This is a genomic window from Bartonella gabonensis (assembly GCF_903679515.1).
Classification (GTDB): Bacteria; Pseudomonadota; Alphaproteobacteria; order Rhizobiales; family Rhizobiaceae; genus Bartonella; species Bartonella gabonensis.
On the sequence record NZ_CAHOYM010000023.1, the window covers coordinates 1 to 19,067 of the forward strand.

Annotated in this window: 16 protein-coding genes and 1 pseudogene; 2 read left to right on the forward strand and 15 right to left on the reverse strand. The window is 39.0% G+C overall.

Annotated features, from left to right (window positions below; genetic code table 11):
• Nucleotides 1–234 precede the first annotated feature (234 nt).
• The 9 genes and pseudogenes from HWX04_RS05485 to HWX04_RS05525 form a co-directional block, all read right to left on the reverse strand.
• Nucleotides 235–1,413 (reverse strand): tyrosine-type recombinase/integrase, encoded by a 1,179-nt coding sequence (locus tag HWX04_RS05485; RefSeq protein ID WP_175869187.1) that lies wholly within the window; start codon nt 1,411–1,413, stop codon nt 235–237.
• A gap of 169 nt (nt 1,414–1,582) precedes the next feature.
• Nucleotides 1,583–2,116, reverse strand: a pseudogene (locus HWX04_RS05490) (class I SAM-dependent RNA methyltransferase); the annotation flags it as partial.
• On the reverse strand, nt 2,113–2,856 hold the full coding sequence (locus HWX04_RS05495; RefSeq protein ID WP_175869188.1) for a TlyA family RNA methyltransferase: 744 nt from the start codon (nt 2,854–2,856) through the stop codon (nt 2,113–2,115). The pseudogene HWX04_RS05490 and the gene HWX04_RS05495, both read right to left, overlap by 4 nt.
• 16 nt (nt 2,857–2,872) lie before the next feature.
• Entirely contained in the window at nt 2,873–4,780 is a 1,908-nt protein-coding gene (gene dxs / locus HWX04_RS05500; RefSeq protein WP_175869189.1) for a 1-deoxy-D-xylulose-5-phosphate synthase, read from the reverse strand.
• Between the two features lie 242 nt (nt 4,781–5,022).
• Nucleotides 5,023–5,277, reverse strand: a complete 255-nt coding sequence (locus HWX04_RS05505; protein WP_005773944.1) for an exodeoxyribonuclease VII small subunit — start codon at nt 5,275–5,277, stop codon at nt 5,023–5,025.
• Nucleotides 5,278–5,284: 7 nt separating this feature from the next.
• Entirely contained in the window at nt 5,285–6,388 is a 1,104-nt protein-coding gene (gene ribB / locus HWX04_RS05510; RefSeq protein WP_175869190.1) for a 3,4-dihydroxy-2-butanone-4-phosphate synthase, read from the reverse strand.
• A gap of 15 nt (nt 6,389–6,403) precedes the next feature.
• On the reverse strand, nt 6,404–7,492 hold the full coding sequence (gene aroC / locus HWX04_RS05515; RefSeq protein ID WP_175869191.1) for a chorismate synthase: 1,089 nt from the start codon (nt 7,490–7,492) through the stop codon (nt 6,404–6,406).
• Nucleotides 7,493–7,637: 145 nt separating this feature from the next.
• On the reverse strand, nt 7,638–8,456 hold the full coding sequence (gene fabI / locus HWX04_RS05520) for an enoyl-ACP reductase FabI (protein WP_175869192.1): 819 nt from the start codon (nt 8,454–8,456) through the stop codon (nt 7,638–7,640).
• Nucleotides 8,457–8,593: 137 nt separating this feature from the next.
• Nucleotides 8,594–9,487, reverse strand: coding sequence for a DnaJ C-terminal domain-containing protein (locus tag HWX04_RS05525; RefSeq protein ID WP_175869193.1), 894 nt, complete (start codon nt 9,485–9,487; stop codon nt 8,594–8,596).
• A gap of 331 nt (nt 9,488–9,818) precedes the next feature.
• On the opposite strand from HWX04_RS05525, the gene pdxH reads away from it, so the two are divergent.
• Nucleotides 9,819–10,442 (forward strand): pyridoxamine 5'-phosphate oxidase, encoded by a 624-nt coding sequence (gene pdxH, locus HWX04_RS05530; RefSeq protein WP_175869194.1) that lies wholly within the window; start codon nt 9,819–9,821, stop codon nt 10,440–10,442.
• 397 nt (nt 10,443–10,839) lie between these two features.
• Here the strand turns inward: pdxH and ubiA are convergent, their stop codons facing one another.
• The gene (gene ubiA, locus HWX04_RS05535; RefSeq protein WP_175869195.1) at nt 10,840–11,844 is read right to left on the reverse strand and encodes a 4-hydroxybenzoate octaprenyltransferase; all 1,005 of its coding nucleotides are present in this window, start codon (nt 11,842–11,844) and stop codon (nt 10,840–10,842) included.
• A gap of 90 nt (nt 11,845–11,934) precedes the next feature.
• Between ubiA and purD the strand changes: the two genes are divergently transcribed.
• Nucleotides 11,935–13,209 carry a phosphoribosylamine--glycine ligase gene (gene purD, locus HWX04_RS05540; protein ID WP_175869196.1) on the forward strand — a complete coding sequence of 425 codons (1,275 nt, stop codon included), beginning with the start codon at nt 11,935–11,937 and terminating at the stop codon, nt 13,207–13,209.
• Nucleotides 13,210–14,141: 932 nt separating this feature from the next.
• Here the strand turns inward: purD and HWX04_RS05545 are convergent.
• The 5 genes from HWX04_RS05545 to HWX04_RS05565 form a co-directional block, all read right to left on the reverse strand.
• Nucleotides 14,142–14,669, reverse strand: coding sequence for a DUF6101 family protein (locus tag HWX04_RS05545; RefSeq protein ID WP_175869197.1), 528 nt, complete (start codon nt 14,667–14,669; stop codon nt 14,142–14,144).
• A gap of 144 nt (nt 14,670–14,813) precedes the next feature.
• Nucleotides 14,814–16,223, reverse strand: a complete 1,410-nt coding sequence (locus HWX04_RS05550) for an FAD-binding oxidoreductase (RefSeq protein ID WP_175869198.1) — start codon at nt 16,221–16,223, stop codon at nt 14,814–14,816.
• Nucleotides 16,224–16,225: 2 nt separating this feature from the next.
• The gene (locus tag HWX04_RS05555; protein WP_175869199.1) at nt 16,226–17,188 is read right to left on the reverse strand and encodes an L-threonylcarbamoyladenylate synthase; all 963 of its coding nucleotides are present in this window, start codon (nt 17,186–17,188) and stop codon (nt 16,226–16,228) included.
• Nucleotides 17,185–17,826 (reverse strand): ribonuclease HII, encoded by a 642-nt coding sequence (gene rnhB / locus HWX04_RS05560; protein WP_175869207.1) that lies wholly within the window; start codon nt 17,824–17,826, stop codon nt 17,185–17,187. The genes HWX04_RS05555 and rnhB overlap by 4 nt, the downstream gene beginning before the upstream one ends.
• A gap of 280 nt (nt 17,827–18,106) precedes the next feature.
• Nucleotides 18,107–19,015 (reverse strand): 4-(cytidine 5'-diphospho)-2-C-methyl-D-erythritol kinase, encoded by a 909-nt coding sequence (locus HWX04_RS05565; protein WP_175869200.1) that lies wholly within the window; start codon nt 19,013–19,015, stop codon nt 18,107–18,109.
• Nucleotides 19,016–19,067 lie beyond the last annotated feature (52 nt).

Here is a 19,067-nt window from a genome sequence, read left to right on the forward strand (position 1 = left end):
ACTTATATTAAGTATTTTTGCACTCTCACGCACCGTGAGAAGTGGTTCATTTGGAATCATGAAGTCCCCTCTCTATGTAAATGATCGAATCAGCATTGATTTACTATATATAAATAGCAATTCGTAGCAAACTTTTCCAGCAAAAAAACAATATCTTGTGACTTTTTATTCAAGATGAGCCATAATTTGTGATTATATTATTCGTTATGGATTAAATGAGAAAAAGAGTTAGAGCTATCCACAACTATTGTTTTGACTAGTGACATAAGCCGCCCATTTATCCATATAGATACGACGCTGTTCTAAATAATCAGTCCGACGATAGGCACGTTCCACTTTACCCCCGACCGTATGACCTAGAATGGTTTCTGCGACCTCATAAGGGGCATCGGTTGTTTCCGCTAGCCAATCGCGTAAACTAGAGCGAAAACCATGGGGACAAGCTTCCAGACCACTCTTTTTCATGTATTGTGACATGCAATTCTCAGCGAGAGGACCACGACCAGTTGCAGAAAAAAGAAAACCATTACGAGAAAGAAGATGTGCTTGTTTAATCACTTTTAGTGCTTCTGATGATAAAGGAACGCGAAATTCTGTTGTAGCATCACGCCTTCCTTTCATATTCTCAGCAGGAATTGTCCATATATCCCCCTCAACTTGATCTTCACGCATATAACGTAAAGGATATGTACGAACACCTGTAAGAATAAGCAAACGCAAAGCCAGTTGTGTTAGAGTTGTTGCTTCGCAAAGTGTTTTATAAAAGGCAGGGGCATCTTTCCAATCCATAGCTGGTCTATTAATGGTTTTATGACGTTGTTTACCTAAGAGCGCCCGTGCTTTTTCTGCTGCTTGTAAATCAACATCCAATCCTAATGCAGCCGCATGTTTAAGACAAATATTGAGACGTATAAGAGCTCTATCAGCTGTTGCTGCTTTTGTATGCCAGATAGGAGCGAGGGCATTGCGTATCTCTGTTTGGGTAATCTCTGAAATGGGGAGACAACCTAATTTGGGGAGGATGTGAAGTTTTAAAGGTATAAACCAGTTCCCATCCTTGCCATCTCCTTTTAATTCAGCTTTACGACTTTCAAAAGTGTCCAACGCGATATCTTTTAAGTAATGGAGATCACGCATTGCTTCACGTTTTTGTTTTTCACGTTCTTTAATGGGGTCACGACCTTCACGAAGAACAGAACGCCACCCTGTTGCCAATTCACGGGCTTGTTTTAAAGAGACATCTCTTAAAGCACCCAAGCCCATTTCACGACGACGACCATGAATAGTATAACGATAAAGCCATTGAGCACCACCATCTTTACGCTTGTGAAGAAGCAAGCCGGCACCATCATTATATTTGCCAGCCCCCAATGTTGCGACAGACCTTGCATTAAGACGGTTCATAAGAGGCATTTTTAGTCCTTTCTTCTATAGTTTTTACCCACACGCCAGCCCCGCTTTTGACATGCAAGCAAGTGATATTAATTGATACGATATGAGAGGGTTTGTGATGAAAGAATCTTACTATATTCGGAGTTATGATTCAAGTTGAAAAAGGATGATTTATCATTATAATTCAATGTGTTATCGTAACATGAAACCGTTTGAGAGAGCTGCTTAGAAAAGCACAGAACTTTCTGATATTACGCAACTGAGAAATAAGTTCTGGCTGGCTTACTGGACATTCCTCAAGAGCTACAATCTCATGAGAGAGATAACGGTTAAAACCAACTTTTTGTCCTTGTGGGGTCATGGATGCTGTTAGAGTCATTCGCCGTCGGCTATAGGGTTTACATTCTATTAAAGGCGCAACAACGCTATTGATTCCATACTTTTTAAGCGCATCAACAACCAATTGTCGTTTCCATAGGCAATAAGCATCAGCACGCCAATGCTGAAGAGCACACCCTCCTCATTCTCCAAAATGCTGACAAAGAGCATCAACGCGTTCTGGTGATTTTTCTTTTAATGCTATATATGTTGCATATTTTCCATGTACAATAATTTCAGCACACTCTCCTGGCAAAGTAAAAAGAATATAAACAAAGCCGTGCCTCGTCTTAGCAGCACCATAACCATTTGCTCCGATATGGTCGATTATGACATTGTCACTCACTGTTGCTTTTCTCCGAATAGTAAATATTCCACATTGCCATCACCACCGGTAATGGGGGAAGGAAGTAAATCTTTTGAACGCCACCCTGTTTGAGTATCTAACCAGACAAAAAGCTCCTCAGCAATTTCTTTCGCTTTTGATGGATCTAATATTCCTCCCTTACCAAGATGTTTACGACCAACCTCAAACTGAGGCTTTACCAGTAAAACAGCTTGGGTACTCTTTTGGGCCAAAGATAAAACGGGAGGCAATGCAAGTTTGAGAGAAATAAAGCTAACATCTGAAACGATAAGATCGATTTCCCGCCCCCCTAAATGTTCCTGTTTAAAATCTCTAACATTCAAGCCTTCTAATAATGTTATAGCACTGTTGCCCAATAAACGTTTATCAAATTGATGATGCCCAACATCAACAGCAATGACATGCACCGCTCCACGTTCTAAGAGAACTTGTGTAAAACCACCTGTTGATGCACCAACATCAATGGCTGTTACTTTATCCGTTATAATCGGAAATGCATCAAGTGCAGCAATCAATTTTAATGCTGCTCGTGAAACATAATTCTGCGCTGGATCACAAACAACAATTTCTGCATCATCAAAAAAAGTCTGCCCCGCTTTAAAGATGATTTCACCATTAACTTTAACAGTTTGGCGCATAATAGCATCACGTGCGCGGGAACGTGTTGTAAAAAAGTTTTTTTCAACTAAAAGAATATCGAGCCTTTTTTTGGAATCCATCTCATACTTGAATTTTCTATTCCATTCGAATCTTGCGTCCCAAAGCCATCAACACCGTATTGACAATACCCATAGCATCAAGCCCGATAGTTGAGAGAACTTTTTCTGGTGAACCATGATTCAAATATTCATCAGGAAGTTTTAGTGTGCGAACTTTCAAACCATGCTCTAAAAGTCCTTCTTGCGCTAAAAACTGTAATATGTGTGCTCCAAACCCACCGATTGCCCCTTCTTCAATGGTCACTAATACTTCATGGTCACATGCTAAACGACGCATCAAATCTTTATCTAAAGGTTTTGCAAACCGTGCATCTGCAACTGTCGTCGATAACCCTTTAGCCCCCAACATATCAGCAGCTCGCAAAACTTCTAACATCCGTGTTCCCAAACAAACCAGAGCGATCCTATTTCCTTCACACAGAACACGTCCTTTTCCAATCTCTAATAACTCACCACGTTGCGGTAAATCTATCCCAACACCTTCACGACGTGGATAACGAAAAGAAATTGGACCCTGATCATAAGCCGCAGCTGTACGCACCATATGCATCAATTCAAGTTCATCTGAAGGCGCCATAACAACAAACTCAGGAAGCGTGGCTAAAAACACAATATCAAAACTGCCAGCGTGCGTTGCACCATCAGCTCCTACGAAACCGGCTCTATCAATAGCAAAACGTATCGGTAATTTTTGAATTGATACATCATGAATAATTTGATCATAAGCACGCTGTAAAAAAGTAGAATAAATTGCAACAAAAGGCTTATACCCTTCACAAGCAAGTCCAGCCGCAAAAGTTACGGCATGCTGCTCAGCAATCCCAACATCAAACATTTTTTTAGGAAATTTTTCTGCGAAAGCATCAAGACCTGTCCCTGTTGGCATCGCTGCCGTTATGCCAACAATCTTATCATCATGGCTGGCTTCTTCTATTAAAGCTTTAGAAAATACCTTAGTATAGGGTAGAATATTACTTGATGCTTTAACCTGTCTTCCTGTCGTTACATCAAAACGATTAACACCATGATATTTATCAGACGAGGCTTCTGCAGGTGGATATCCCTTTCCTTTATGCGTTACAACATGTACCAAAACAGGACCATTGGGGTATTCGCGAACATTTTTTAAAACAGGCAATAAATGCCCCAAATTGTGCCCATCTATGGGTCCAACGTAATAAAAGCCAAGCTCATCAAATAACGTTCCCCCAACCAAAAGGCCACGCGCAAATTCCTCTGAACGACGCGCCTTATCTAAAAAAAACTTTGGCAATTTTTCGCTCAACATCTTTACACGTTCACGCAAATGACGATAAGAGGGACGAGATACTAATCGTGCAAGATGCGCACTCATAGCACCTGTAGGCGGTGCGATAGACATATCGTTATCATTGAGAACAACAATCAAGCGTGCATCCAAAGCTCCAGCGTTATTCATTGCTTCATAAGCCATGCCCGCAGACATTGCGCCATCACCAATGACAGCAATGATATTGCGTCTTGTCTCTGCTTTCAAAGCACTTGCCACCGCCATGCCAAGCCCCGCCGAAATAGAAGTCGATGAATGCCCTGCTCCAAATGGATCATACATACTTTCTGAACGTTTTGTAAAACCTGATAGCCCCCCCTCTTGACGTAATGTGCGAATTTTTTCTCTACGCCCCGTTAAAATTTTGTGCGGATAGGTTTGATGACCAACATCCCAAATAATCCTATCTTCTGGTGTATTAAAAATATAATGTAATGCAACTGTAAGCTCAACAACACCAAGTCCCGCTCCAAGATGGCCACCTGTTACAGAAACCGCATCAATTGTTTCGGTCCGCAACTCATCAGCCAACTGTACCAGATCAGACTCAGGTAATGCCCGCAAATCTTGCGGAAAACAAACACGGTCAAGCAATGGTGTTAAGACCTGAGACAAAAAATTTCCTTCCTATTATCTTAACTCAAGAAAAAGCTATGATAAAAATATATCTTCTCTACTCTTTTATTGAGAATTTTACATCTTTTTTACTGAAAAATGCTTCTCTCTCTTTGAGATGATTGATGATTTTTCCATTTTTAACTTATTTTATAAAAAAGAAATCAATAAAATTTGCTTTCTATAAACTAAGATTATTGCATCTCTTAAGTCCCACAATAAATATCCAAAAATATTTAATATTATTGAGCATCAAGGGGTTCTACTCCTTCTGGAGAACCTTCCTGTGAAAGCTGAATTTTTTCAACTTTGGCTTCAGCAACCTTCAAGAGTTTTTCACAATGTTTTTTAAGCGCTTCACCACGTTCATAAATATCAATGGATTGTTCCAAAGGCACATCGCCACGTTCCAAATTTTCAACAATAACTTCAAGTTGCTTAAGCGCTTGCTCAAAGCTTAAGGTCGTAATATCCCCTTCTTGTATCTCTTTTTTCATATGAACCTCAAAAAATATCTGTTCTAGATATACAAATTCCAAAATCTTCTAAACCTACATCATGATGCTCTTTAGAAGCATAAACAATAACAGAGCCTATTCCTAAATATTTTAAAATCTGTGCTGCTAAACCAATTTGGCGCCATTCTTTTTCACGTTCAATGGCCTGCACATGATTTTCTGAACTGTCTCTTGCCATGTTTTGAATGCTAATAGTTGATTGTATAATAGATCCTTCACGCAAATAAACAAATACGCCACGTTTTTCTTTTTCCATCATACGCCGCATCATCACCATGATATCTGAAGATTGACAAAAAACGTCATTTATAATGTTTTCATGATGTAAATGCACAGGAATATTATCACCCTCACGGATATCACCAAAAATAATCGCAATATTCTGAACAGATTCCCAAGGGAGTTGATAACTTTGAATAATAGCGGGACCTACAGGTGTTTTAATCGGCATTTCTCCAACATGCTTGATCAATATTTCTTTACGCTGGCGGTAAGCAATTAAATCTGCAACCGTTATGGTATGCAACCGATGTTCTTGTGCAAATTTTGTAATCTGATCGCCATGTTTAACGCTTCCATCATCATTGACTAATTCACCGATAACACCAACAGGGGGCAACCCAGCTAATTTACATAAATCAACAGCGGCTTCCGTATGGCCTGAACGCATGAGAACCCCCCCTTCATGCGCAACCAGAGGGAAAATATGTCCAGGACGAACAAAATCATCCGCACTTGCATTTGAATCAGCAAGATTACGCACTGCTAATGTACGATCGTGCGCTGAAATCCCTGTTGTTATGCCGTGTTTAAAATCAACAGTAACCGTAAATTGCGTCCTATGTGCAGAGTTATTATCTGGTACCATAAGAGCAAGATGAAACCGTTGTGCTTCTTCTTTTGGCATAGGTGTACACACAATACCTGTTGTATGACGAAGAATAAATGCCATCTTTTCTTCTGTACAATGGGCAGCAGCAACCGTTAAATCACCTTCATTTTCACGGTCATTATCATCTGTTACCACAACAATTTCACCGCGTTCAAAAGCTTTAAGTGCTGAGACAATTTTCTCTTCATTATACGCCATTATTCACCTTCTCAATCACCCAACCTGACCGCGGTGTCTTAAATAATGGTCAGCAAGTGCACAAGCAACCATCGCTTCACCAACAGGAACGGCACGAATCCCAACGCAAGGGTCATGACGCCCTTTTGTTATAACATCTACATCATGACCATCAACATCCACAGAGCGACGAGGCGTTAAAATTGAAGAAGTAGGCTTTACAGCAAAACGTGCAACAATTGGCTGTCCACTCGATATTCCCCCTAAAATACCACCAGCATGATTGGATAAAAACAGTGGTTTTCCATCGTCACCCATCCGCATTTCATCGGCATTTTCTTCTCCCCTCAAGCGGGCTGCCGCAAAACCATCACCTATTTCAACTCCTTTGACCGCATTAATTGACATAAGGTATGATGCGATGTCTTGATCAAGTTTTGCGTAAATAGGCGCTCCTAAACCTGCCGGAACATTCTCTGCAACGATCTCAACAACAGCACCAACAGATGTACCATCTTTACGGATTTTACTGATATAATCACTAAAAACCTGCACCATCTCTGCATCAGCTGTAAAAAAAGGATTATTCTCAACCTCTGACCAATCCCAACGATCACGATTAATGTTATGGGGACCAATTGCAACCACGGCTCCTCGTACAACCAAATTAGGCACAACTTTACGGGCAAATGCACCAGCCGCAACACGGGCTGCTGTCTCGCGTGCTGAAGCACGCCCTCCCCCTCGAAAATCACGAATGCCATATTTAACATCATACGTATAATCTGCATGACTAGGACGATATTGATGAGCAATTTCTCCATAATCTTGAGAGCGTTGATCTATATTTCGAATCAACAGAGAAATTGGTGTACCTGTTGTAACGAATGTTGTCCCATCTTCCTGAGCCATTGCTCCTGAAAGGATTTCTACTTGATCTTGTTCTCGGCGCTGCGTTGTATATTTAGACTGTCCTGGTCTACGCTTATCAAGATAGGCTTGAATTTCTGCACGCGTAAAAATAATTCCAGGTGGGCAGCCATCAATAACACAACCAAGAGCAGTACCATGACTTTCACCCCATGTGGTTACACGAAACAAATGACCAAATGTATTATGCGACATGAAAAAAGATCCGTTTCTCTGTCAAATATACGCAACGACAACATATGTTGAGTTATACACAAAACAGCTCTTTACTCCAAAATATTCTTGGATGCTTTAAATTTGGTCAAATTACCGCTGTCCAATACAATCCTATAAACCAAACTTATTCTTTAACGACGGAAATATCTGGTGCATCAACGGCTTTCATACCGATGATATTATAACCTGAATCGACATGATGAACTTCACCGGTAACAGAACGAGACAAATCCGAAAGAAAATAAAGAGCAGAATCACCCACCTCTTCAATTGATACCGTACGACGTAATGGCGCGTTATATTCATTCCATTTTAGAATATAACGAAAATCACCAATACCTGAAGCCGCTAACGTTTTAATTGGTCCAGCAGATATCGCATTAACACGAATATTTTGGGGACCTAAATCTACCGCTAAATATTTTACACTCGCTTCAAGAGCTGCTTTGGCAACCCCCATTACATTATAATTGGGAACAACCTTTTCCGCCCCATAATAGGTTAGTGTTAAGATTGAACCACCATCTAACATCAACTTTTCTGCACGCTTTGTTAGAGCTGTTAGGGAATAAACGGAAATATTCATGGTCATCATAAAATTTGATTCGCTGATATCAACATAACGACCACTTAATTCATCTTTATCAGAAAAACCAATAGCATGAACTAAAAAATCGAGTTTGCCCCATTTCTTTTCTATGGTTCTAAAAACCTCATCAATAGAGGTATTGTCAGAAACATCACAATGTCCACAAACAAACCCCTTTAATTCTTCAGCCAAAGGCTCAACACGCTTTTTTATTGCTTCACCCTGATAGGTGAAAGCAAGCTTTGCTCCTGCAGCACTCGCTGCTTTAGCGATTCCCCAAGCGATGGAGCGATTATTAGCCAACCCTAAGATTAAACCACGCTTACCATGCAATAAACCATTACTCTTAGCCATTAGTACTGCCCCATTGTTACTTAAAATTAATATTATTCATCTGCCTATGACATAGGTCAACTTTTTCTTCAAGTAATTGGTTTAAAATCAAACAAAAACGACGCTTTTATATATAAAAATTTTAAAAATTAATCTTTTTACGTTTGCAAAAACTGTTCTAGCGCAGCATTTTCATCTTCCGGCAACATAACACGAACATGCACATAAAGGTCATCTCTTGTACCATTTTTTAAACGAAGCCCTTTTCCTTTCAACCGCAAAACACGATCAGAACTTGACCAAGCAGGAATCGTTAAAACCACACGTCCATCCAATGTCTCAACTTCTTCTTTTGCTCCCAAAACAGCATGTTTAAGAGAAACTGGTAAATCAAGATGGAGCGTCCTTCCTTCAACCCGAAAACGAGGATGTTTTTGAATCTGTATGGTTATTAACGCATCTCCTGCTTGCCCATGAGGAACCTCTTCTCCCTGACCCTTTAAACGAATAGTTTGCCCATCTTCAATATAATCTGGAAGTTTAATTTTTAACTTTTTTCCATGCGGAAAAACAGCTTCTACCTTTTCTGCACCAACCATCTGCTCTAATGTTATGGTAAGATTAGCGCGAATATGGGCTCCTTGTTGAGGACGATTATAGTGTGTAGAATTGGCGAAGCTACCGCCGCTTCCAAACAGATCGCGAAAAATATCACTCGCATCAAAACCTGTCCCCCCTGAAGAGGAAAAATCAAATCCTTTCGCTCTTCCTGAAAAGGGATTTTGTTTATTGCTAAAATTTTCACCCGCACCATAGGTTTGATAAAGTGGTTTGCCTTCCATATCAATTTCACCGCGATCAAATTGTGCCTTTTTATCTTTATCACCGATAATTTCATAAGCTTGATTAATTTCAGCAAACTTTTCTTTAGCCTTTGCATCATCTTTATTGTGGTCTGGATGATACTTCTTTGCTAATCTTCTAAATGCTGATTTAATCTCTTGCGGTTTTGCGGTACGTGCCACACCCAGGATCGTGTAGGGATCACGCATATTGCCCTCTTTTCAATTTTTTCATTTTTCAAAATATCAACGGATACGTTGCTCAATATTTCTCATAGCTTCATCCGTTTATTCTAGAGAATAATTTCTTCTTTTCTTTATATGTCTATCAAGAAAGTAAAATACCAGATAAAATGAGATATTTATTTAATATAGCTCATTGTTGTCTATGCTAAAGACAAAAATAACGAGACCACCATAAAAATACTCATGAAAAATATATGAAAGCATTGGCTTTTTGAAAATAAGAAAAAATGGTACTCTACTTCTTGATGAAAAAGTAAATGAAAAATGACCATGCTCACTGATATTTGGAGACACTATGAGCGATAAAATACCAACAGACGATCATTTTATGCAAATGCAAAAACCTTTTGAAATTTTTGCAAAGTGGCTTGAAGAGGCAACGATAAGTGAAATAAATGATCCGAATGCTATGGCACTCGCAACAGTTGACGAAACAGGTCTCCCTAATGTTCGTATGGTTCTCCTCAAAGACTATAACCCTCAAGGCTTCGTCTTCTATACCAATTATGAAAGCTGTAAAGGACAAGAAATTTTAAAATCAATGAAAGTATCCCTAGGGTTTCATTGGAAATCGCTCCGCCGTCAGATCAGAATAAGAGGAATTGTTGAAAAAGTCAGTCCACAAGAAGCCGATGCTTATTTCCAAACGCGCCCCCGTAGGAGTCGAATTGGTGCATGGGCATCTAAGCAATCTCAACCCTTAGAAAATCGTTTCGTGCTCGAAAAAGCAATTGCTCAATATACTGCGCGTTATGCTCTAGGAAATATTCCACGACCACCTTATTGGTCTGGTTTTCGTGTTAAACCCCTTTCTATAGAGTTCTGGTGTGATCGCCCATTTCGTTTACATGATCGTCTGCTTTTTACACGCGATTGTGTTGAGCACAACAATTGGAAAAGACAAAAACTCTACCCCTGATCCTTCAAGCTTCATCGTAATGAGTTTTTTCTAACAGTTAAACGGTTATTTTCTATTTGCAAAATTCTAAAAAGAGATGATTTATTATTACAATAAAAGAATTTTATTTTTACGATAAACGTTGGTTGATAATATTCTCTATCGCTTGAAAATAGGTTAGCGACAAGCTTCTTGAAAAAAAATGCTGTATTCAGTAGAAATAATGATTTTACTTTTGAACTTCAGATAAGGGAAGCCGTTATTTCGAATCACAAAGATCTGGAACAAAACCCTTCATAAAATACAAACAAACTTTGAAAATTCAAAGAATAATAAGCCTTAAAATCAATGAAAGTATCTTTGCGTTTTCATTTCTCTGCCCATCATCACAGAACCTATAATTTTATCTAACGTATTGTTAAACTGCAGGATAAACTATCAGCCATAGACCACCACAGACTAAACCAGCAAAAATTACAAAACCAATAAGCGAATTAGATTTAAAAAGCCTGAGACATTGTGCGCTGTCATCTATATCAATGACTTTAATTTGAATAAACATATGGATACTTGCCATAAAAATTCCCCAAAAACTCAAGAGAGGAACTTTGGCCAAATAAAACGCTAAACTCACGAATACGACAAAACCACCATACAGAAAGACTAAAGCACGCTTAGTTCCTTTACCAAAAAGAAGTGCCGTAGAACCAATACCAACAGTAGCGTCATCCTCTTTATCTTGATGTGCATAGATTGTATCGTATCCTATGGTCCACAAGATTGATCCAACATAAAGTAAAATTGGCGCCCAGCCTAAACTTCCAAACACAACGGCCCACCCCATTAACGCTCCCCAATTAAATGCAATGCCTAAAAAAAACTGTGGCCAATAGGTTACGCGTTTCATAAAAGGATACAATGCAACGGCTATCAATGATGAAATACCTAGAAAAAAACTAAACCTATTAAATTGTGATAAAACGCCTAAACCAACCAAACATTGCACAAGTATAAAAACTTTTGCTTGAAACCGACTCACATGACCGGTCGGTAATGGACGAGAACGTGTTCTCTCTACCTGAGAATCGATTTTATGGTCAATCAAATCATTCCAAGTACACCCTGCCCCTCGCATAGCAATGGACCCCAGAAAAAAAAGAAAAAGATACCAAACCCAATGAAGAAGCATTGATACAAGAGACTCATAATGCATATCATAAGAGAGAAAAGCCATTGTTGTTGACCAAAAACAAGGCCACATCAACAATTGCCATCCGATAGGCCGATCCCAACGCGCCAATTGTGCATAAAACCATAAAGAATAGGGAAGGAAATTATAGACCCATTGTTTGGAAGATGCATCCATAACGCGTCCTGGGCTATCATAGGACTGAACATGGGGAATATTTTTATTTTTTTTCATCAAATGATTTACCTTTAGTCTTGCGATAGAGACATTTCATTCTTATGAGAAGGAGATGAGATTAATCATCTTTTATGAGAGGAGCAAGCAATGAATATTCTTCTTATTGGCTCAGGTGGACGAGAACATGCTTTAGCATGGAAAATAGCAGCATCACCACTGCTCAAAAAATTATATTGTGCTCCTGGGAATCCTGCAACAACAGAATTTGGTGAAAATATTAATTTAGACATTAATAACCATCCCCTTGTTATTGATTTCTGTAAAGCAAATTCTATTGATCTTGTTATTGTAGGACCAGAAGCACCATTAGTTGCAGGTATAACCGACTCTCTTAATAGAGCCAACATCTGTGTATTTGGTCCTACTCAAAAAGCTGCTCAACTAGAAGGTTCAAAAGCTTTTACAAAAGATTTATGTCGTAAGAATAACATTCCTACAGGAAGTTACCAATGCTTTAATGATGCGGCTAAAGCCAAAGCTTACATTCATCAACAAGGTGTTCCCATTGTCATTAAAGCGGATGGCTTAGCAGCTGGCAAAGGTGTCGTGGTTGCAACAACGATAGAAGAAGCATTTAACGCCGTTGATACCTGCTTCAAAAACGCCTCCTGTGATGCAGAAAACAAAATTGTTGTAGAATCTTTTCTTGAAGGTGAAGAAGCAAGCTTCTTCTGTCTTTGTGATGGCAATATTGCCCTTCCCTTTGGATCTGCTCAAGATCATAAACGTGTGGGTGATGGGGATACTGGAGCAAACACCGGTGGGATGGGAGCTTATTCACCAGCGCCCATCATGAGCGAAGAAATGGTGAATCGTACCCTCAAAAAAATTGTTGAACCCGCTTTAAAAAGCATGCAAGAAATGGGAACCCCCTTTAAAGGCATTCTCTTCGTTGGATTGATGATAACGCAAATAGGGCCCGAACTCATTGAATTTAACGTACGATTCGGTGATCCTGAATGTCAAGTTTTAATGATGCGCCTCAAAGATGATATTCTACCCATTTTTCTTGCCGCTGCTCAAGGAAATCTTGAAAATAAACCTCTTCAGTGGTCTGAAAAAGCTGCTCTCACCGTTGTTATGGCTGCTAATGGTTATCCAGATTCTCCCCAAAAAGGGACTGTTATCCGTAACGTTGATAAAGTAAACACACTTCCCGAAGTGAAAGTTTTTCACGCTGGAACCGCATGGCGCAATGGAGAACTTATTGCAAATGGTGGACGTGTTCTTAATATAACAGCAACAGGAAAAACAATTACGAATGCACAAAAGCGTGCTTATGAAGCTGTTGATTGTATTGATTGGCCTGAAGGCTTTGTTCGTCGTGATATCGGATGGCGAGCCATTACGCGAGAAAACTAAATCTTTTTGGTATTTTTTTACAATTTGATTCTTTCTCTCAAGAGCATGAAGCACGAATTTTATTATTATTTTGTGTTGGCCATAACCTTGGAAAAAAACGAGGCTATTTTTCTTTAAAAAATAAAATACCTAAAAAAGAACACCCTTCTGTGATTCACTCACAAAGAAATATCCCTCATGCTCTTTTCTCCCATTTCACGATATTAACCGTGAAGAGTATAAGTCCATTCTGCCATCTTTATTGAATAAAGGCAAAAACCGATGCCATCATTGTATCCAACGCCCAACATTACGTACAATACCCCCTTGTTATCTAGAAAATTTATCAGAGAGTTTTTGCTCTTTTTAAATGGTCTTCATCCACATGGGCATCTCCCTTCTTATAACGTGCAAGAAAATGATTTTGATTAGAAGAAAGAAATGAAATGAGAATATTATACTCGTAGCTCTCATTCAATATGACAAAATTATTCCATTATTTTTTATAAATCAATAACTTACTTTATACAAAAGAAAGTAAAAAACACTCCCAGAAATCTGTACTTGTTTTAACGATAGAGCAAAACCAAAAATTACATCACCAACAAAAAAGCATTGAATATCGTCAATTCCTACTGCCAATATGTGCTGTCAAAAAACTCTTATTTAGAATCCTTGAAATCCTCTTTGCCTTAAAGAACGAAAACTCCCGCTCGATTCGGTCTTCAAACAGCCAGATTTCTTATTGAGTTGGTTCCCCTCTTGTCTTCCCATCCATGTTCTTCACTGGTGTAAGGCTCAACAAACAAACTTCAGAATATTCACCATGTTCTCTAACAACACTTCATGCGTGAAACTTGCATGGCTTATATCACCCGCGCTAAATAACGGTGTTTTAAGGTATAACAAGATCCAATGCTTATGGGTGCAATAAAAACGAATAGATATGAAAGTTACTGAAGTATAATGCGATTTGCAATCATCAAACGCAAACCTAACGGACTGCTATAACGAAGTAAAAAGCGCTTTTGTTTAGAACGCGGTGTTGTGCAAAAAAATCGATGTAAATCAGAACGATCTTTTACAACCACAATGCGATTATCTTCATTAATCATCAGCATGGGAAGGCCATAAGTATCCGCCCATAATCGCCAATCCAGAAGAACATTATTCAAATCTCTGGAAACCAAAAGCGGAATACAAGATTCTTCATCTGCATGAAGTAACTCTAATGCAACAGCTCTTTCTCCTGAACGTGTTTTTACAGTACGTGCCGCAATTCCTTTGAAATGATAAGGGGGTACTAAATGCGATAAGCTTGAAGGCTTATCCGTTTTAAAAAAAACACCGCGCTCATTTAACGAACAAATGACCTTATTACCGGTTCTGGATGAAAGATATGTCGTCGTTTGTGGCAAATGGCACGGATCTAACCGAAATTCAAGCACCGCTTTTGCCTGATTAAAGCATTGATTAGCCATATACAGTGTCCCAATTCATCTTAAATAACATACACCTTTTAGCAGCTTTTCTTCATTGAATTATTAAAAGTTTAAATAAAAAACAACTGGTTTCTTTTTTGGTTATTAAAATCTAAACAAAAATATATCATTAATATTCTTGAATTATAATACTTTTCCAGGATTCATTATTCCTAAAGGATCGAGTGTTTTTTTAATCCCTCTCATAATATCCAATGCGACAGACGATTTAAAAGAAAGAAGTTCTTCGCGCTTAAGCTGACCAATTCCATGCTCAGCAGAAAATGCACCTTGATAGTCCATCACTAACCTATGAATGCGATGATTCATTTTTGACCATAACAGCAAGAATGCCGTCGTATCAGCGCCTATCGGTTGTGTAATATTATAATGCAAATTTCCATCACCCATATGCCCAAAACAAACCACCCGAGCCCCTGGAGCAATATCTTCAACAATAAGTGCTGCCTCAGCAATAAAATCAGGAATGGAAGCAAGTGGTACTGCAATATCGTGCTTAATAGATCCTCCAGCCATCTTTTGTGCTGGTGATATACTTTCGCGCAATTGCCAAAAAAAATCTTGCTGTTTTAAAGATTGCGCAACAATTGCATCTTCTATCACCGTCCTCTTTAAGGCTTTTTCTAAAATAATATTCAACACAGATAACGCCTCATTATTGCCTTGCAACGATGAAATGTTCATTAATACATACCATTCATATTTCTGCTGAAAAGGAGACTTCTCACACATCTTATAATCTAAAGCCATTTGAAAACTGAGATTTCCCATGAGCTCAAAGCCCGTCACCATCCCTCCTCCATATTCTTGAGCCAGAGATAAAAATTCAAGAGCCTTTTCTGGACTATGTAATCCCACCAAAGAAACGGCTTGTCCTTTTATTTTTGGAAAAATCTTCAAAACGGCCGCGGTTATAACGCCTAATGTACCTTCTGCACCAATAAAAAGATTTTTCAAATCGTAACCGCTATTGTCTTTTTTAACAAAGCGCAAATCATCCAAAAGGCGACCATCCGGTAAAACAACTTCTAAACCAAGACAAAGATCACGCATATTGCCATAGGCTAAAACAGCAGTCCCTCCAGCATTTGACGAAAGATTTCCCCCTATTTGGCAAGAACTTTCAGATGCTAAAGAAAGAGGAAAAAAACGACCCGTCTCATCTACTTTTTTTTGTAAATCCTGTAAAATAACACCAGCTTCTACAACAACAAAATTTCCCTCAAGATTCATAGCCCTAATCTTATTTAATCGCTCCATGGATAAAAGAATGCTCTCTCCTCTTTCATCTGGTTGTTGCCCCCCCACGAGCCCTGTATTTCCCCCCTGAGGTACAATTGGTGTGCATGTTTTGCTCGCTAACTGCATGATCAATGAGATTTCTTGCGGTGAAGATGGACGTAAAAGTAAAGGGGATTTTCCATGAAAAAGCCCTCTCTCTTCAAGCAAATATGGTGCAATCAACGCCTGATCTGTTATAGCATGCTTGGCCCCAACAATCTCTCTAAACCTCTCAATTAATTCCTGCTCCATATTCATTTCTCCCTTGGAGCTGCAGCCCGTATAAGACGATCATTGATAGCCTCCCCTAATCCATATGATGGAACAGGTTCTACGGCAATACATCTCACTTTAAATGAATCCAATTCCTTCATATATTGAAATAAACGAGAAGCTGCCTCTTCCAATTTTCCTTCTTTGCTAAGATTTAAAATAAAAACGGCATTTTCAGCCCCCATAACGCGCTTTGGACCAAATGCTAAAAGCGCTTCACCATTTTCCACCTTTTCTACATTCAAACGAATCGCGGCATTGGGAGCATAATGTGACTTTAACATCCCTGGAGCTTCAATCGCTGCCCTTTGATCTATCCGTTTTAGCGACTTTCCTACAACTTCTTCAATTTTATCAGCCGAAAGCCCTCCTGGACGCAAAAGATAAATATTCTCGCCACAAATTTTAATAATCGTTGATTCAAGCCCTATTCTAGTCGGTCCTCCGTCCAATATCAAAGGAACAGCTTCCCCCAAAGATGCAAAAACAGCCTCAGCCGAAGTAGGACTAAGGCGCCCCGATTGATTCGCACTAGGCGCAGCAAGTGGACGGCCAAAATATTGTACAATTTCCGCAAAACGACTGTCTGGAAAACGAATAGCCAATGTATTTAAACCGGCAGTTGTTAAAGGATGGATATTATGTTGTGCTCTTAAAGGTAAAACCAATGTCAAAGGTCCGGGCCAAAACGCTTCCATTAGTTGGCGTGAAAGAAAATCAATTTCAACATAACGCTCCGCCATTTCGATACCGTTGACATGCGCAATAAGAGGGTTAAATTGCGGACGCTTTTTTGTAGAAAAAATAGAAGAAAGTGCCCTTCCATTGGTTGCATCTCCCGCTAATCCATAAACAGTTTCCGTTGGTAACGCTACTAACCGGCCTTGTTCAAGAAGCGCTATTGCTTCTTTTATTGAGGCGCTATTGAGTGGTCGAATTGTCATAACACATGATTCCTATAACGCTCTTTGAGTGGCGCAAAACTATAACGATGTAATCCTACAATTGGACCATTTTTATCAAGAGCTGTACGATGAGCTAGCGTTGCATACCCTACATGCTTCTCGAAACCATACCTTTTATAAACTTGTCCTGCACATTCCATCATCCGATCACGCGTTACTTTCGCAATAATAGATGCGGCTGCAATTGAAACCGAACGCTGATCACCCTTAATCAATGCCGTTGCAGGACAGGATAAGTGAGAGGGAATATCACGTCCATCAACAAGGACATAGTGAACTGGAATAGCTAATCCTGTAATACAGCGACGCATTGCTTCTAAAGTTGCTTTTCTAATATTAGATTGATCAATTGTATGGGCGCAAAGACTAGCGACGGAAACTGCTAAGGCACTTTGCAAGATTTCATGATAAAGTTTACTGCGTTGAAGGAAGGAAAGCTTTTTGGAATCATTTAACCCATCAGGAATATGATCCTTATCCAAAATAACGGCTGCCGTTACCACAGGTCCAGCGAGCGGTCCCCGTCCTACTTCATCAACCCCCGCTACATGAAAAAAACCTTGGTTTTGCAAATCTAATTCGCACGAAAAATTTGGTTGAAGCGAAAAATTAAACATCTTTGATAAATCACAAATACAACAAACATCCATCTATTTCTGCAACCTGCTTATTTTCTGCAAGCATTACAGTTTTAAATAACTGTTCAAACTTTGCATGAATTCTTGCGCAAAAGATAGAAATAAAATGTGAAATTAAAGAATATCCTAGCGTCCATTTTCTCTTCTAAAAGATTATTCTAGAATTATTCATTTTATCTCAAAAACAAAAAATAGATTTTTTTAGTTCCCCTCTTCATTATGTATAATAGAATCAAGACAAAATAAAAGTTTTTATTTCTCAAATAGTTCCCAAAGTCATGATCGGTTTTACAAACCAATTTGGGTGCATTGATTTGATAAAAAGAGCTGCTTGTTGCGCTGCTTGTTGATTTTTAAAAATGCCAAAACAGGTTGCACCCGTTCCAGACATACGAGAAAAAAGAGAGCCACACTCATCTAATATAGATAATACTTGTGTTAATTGAGGAGCCATTTTCAAAGCAGGGGCAAAAAGATCATTACGCGTTTCTTGTAAAGCTTCAACCAAAGAATCAACACTCTTTAAAGCGACAGGATCAATTTTTAAAGAAGGATGATTGCGCTTGTCTAACGCTTTAAAAACAGTTTGTGTTGAAATCTCTTGTCCATGATTAACCAATACTATCGCAAGAGAACAAGCTTCTTTTAGTCGTATAATCTCTTGGCCAATCCCTTTCACTAAAAGAGGCTGCTGATATTCTAATGCAAAAAGACACATGGGAATATCAGCACCAAGGACCAAACTCATTTTTGCTAATTTTTCACAAGGGCAATCCAGATTCCATTTTTGACGCAATATGCTGACAACCCCTGCAGCATCACCGGAGCCACCACCAATTCCTGAAGCAATAGGGAGTGTTTTTACAAGTCGAAAAAAAGCAGGTTGAGCACTTTCAGGAAAAGTCTTATGCATAAATTCCCGTGCGTGAATAACCAAATTGTCTGAATGAGATACAAGTTCTTTTGCAAACGGTCCCGTTAAAACAAACTGATCTCTTTCACAAGGCGCATAATGTAGACAATCACCGCTAAGACTAAAATAAACCAAACTTTCTATTAAATGATAACCATCAGCACGTTGTCCTACAACATGCAGAGCTAAATTCAACTTAATAGGTGTAAACACATAAGAATGTCTTTGGAATGAGACTGCTACATCCGATGTCATATGACGTAATATTCGCTTTTATAGGGTTCTTTTACAACTCCCCCCCTTTATT

Bases quoted from the DNA above. Each gene is read 5' to 3' on its own strand.
- rnhB (WP_175869207.1), bottom strand. From the start codon at position 17,826: ATGTTTAATTTTTCGCTTCAACCAAATTTTTCGTGCGAATTAGATTTG.
- HWX04_RS05555 (WP_175869199.1), bottom strand. From the start codon at position 17,188: ATGACAATTCGACCACTCAATAGCGCCTCAATAAAAGAAGCAATAGCG.
- aroC (WP_175869191.1), bottom strand. From the start codon at position 7,492: ATGTCGCATAATACATTTGGTCATTTGTTTCGTGTAACCACATGGGGT.
- HWX04_RS05495 (WP_175869188.1), bottom strand. From the start codon at position 2,856: ATGGATTCCAAAAAAAGGCTCGATATTCTTTTAGTTGAAAAAAACTTT.
- fabI (WP_175869192.1), bottom strand. From the start codon at position 8,456: ATGGCTAAGAGTAATGGTTTATTGCATGGTAAGCGTGGTTTAATCTTA.
- ribB (WP_175869190.1), bottom strand. From the start codon at position 6,388: ATGGCGTATAATGAAGAGAAAATTGTCTCAGCACTTAAAGCTTTTGAA.
- HWX04_RS05565 (WP_175869200.1), bottom strand. From the start codon at position 19,015: ATGACATCGGATGTAGCAGTCTCATTCCAAAGACATTCTTATGTGTTT.
- HWX04_RS05525 (WP_175869193.1), bottom strand. From the start codon at position 9,487: ATGCGTGATCCCTACACGATCCTGGGTGTGGCACGTACCGCAAAACCG.
- ubiA (WP_175869195.1), bottom strand. From the start codon at position 11,844: ATGAAAAAAAATAAAAATATTCCCCATGTTCAGTCCTATGATAGCCCA.
- HWX04_RS05505 (WP_005773944.1), bottom strand. From the start codon at position 5,277: ATGAAAAAAGAGATACAAGAAGGGGATATTACGACCTTAAGCTTTGAG.
- purD (WP_175869196.1), top strand. From the start codon at position 11,935: ATGAATATTCTTCTTATTGGCTCAGGTGGACGAGAACATGCTTTAGCA.
- HWX04_RS05485 (WP_175869187.1), bottom strand. From the start codon at position 1,413: ATGCCTCTTATGAACCGTCTTAATGCAAGGTCTGTCGCAACATTGGGG.
- HWX04_RS05545 (WP_175869197.1), bottom strand. From the start codon at position 14,669: ATGGCTAATCAATGCTTTAATCAGGCAAAAGCGGTGCTTGAATTTCGG.
- HWX04_RS05550 (WP_175869198.1), bottom strand. From the start codon at position 16,223: ATGGAGCAGGAATTAATTGAGAGGTTTAGAGAGATTGTTGGGGCCAAG.
- pdxH (WP_175869194.1), top strand. From the start codon at position 9,819: ATGAGCGATAAAATACCAACAGACGATCATTTTATGCAAATGCAAAAA.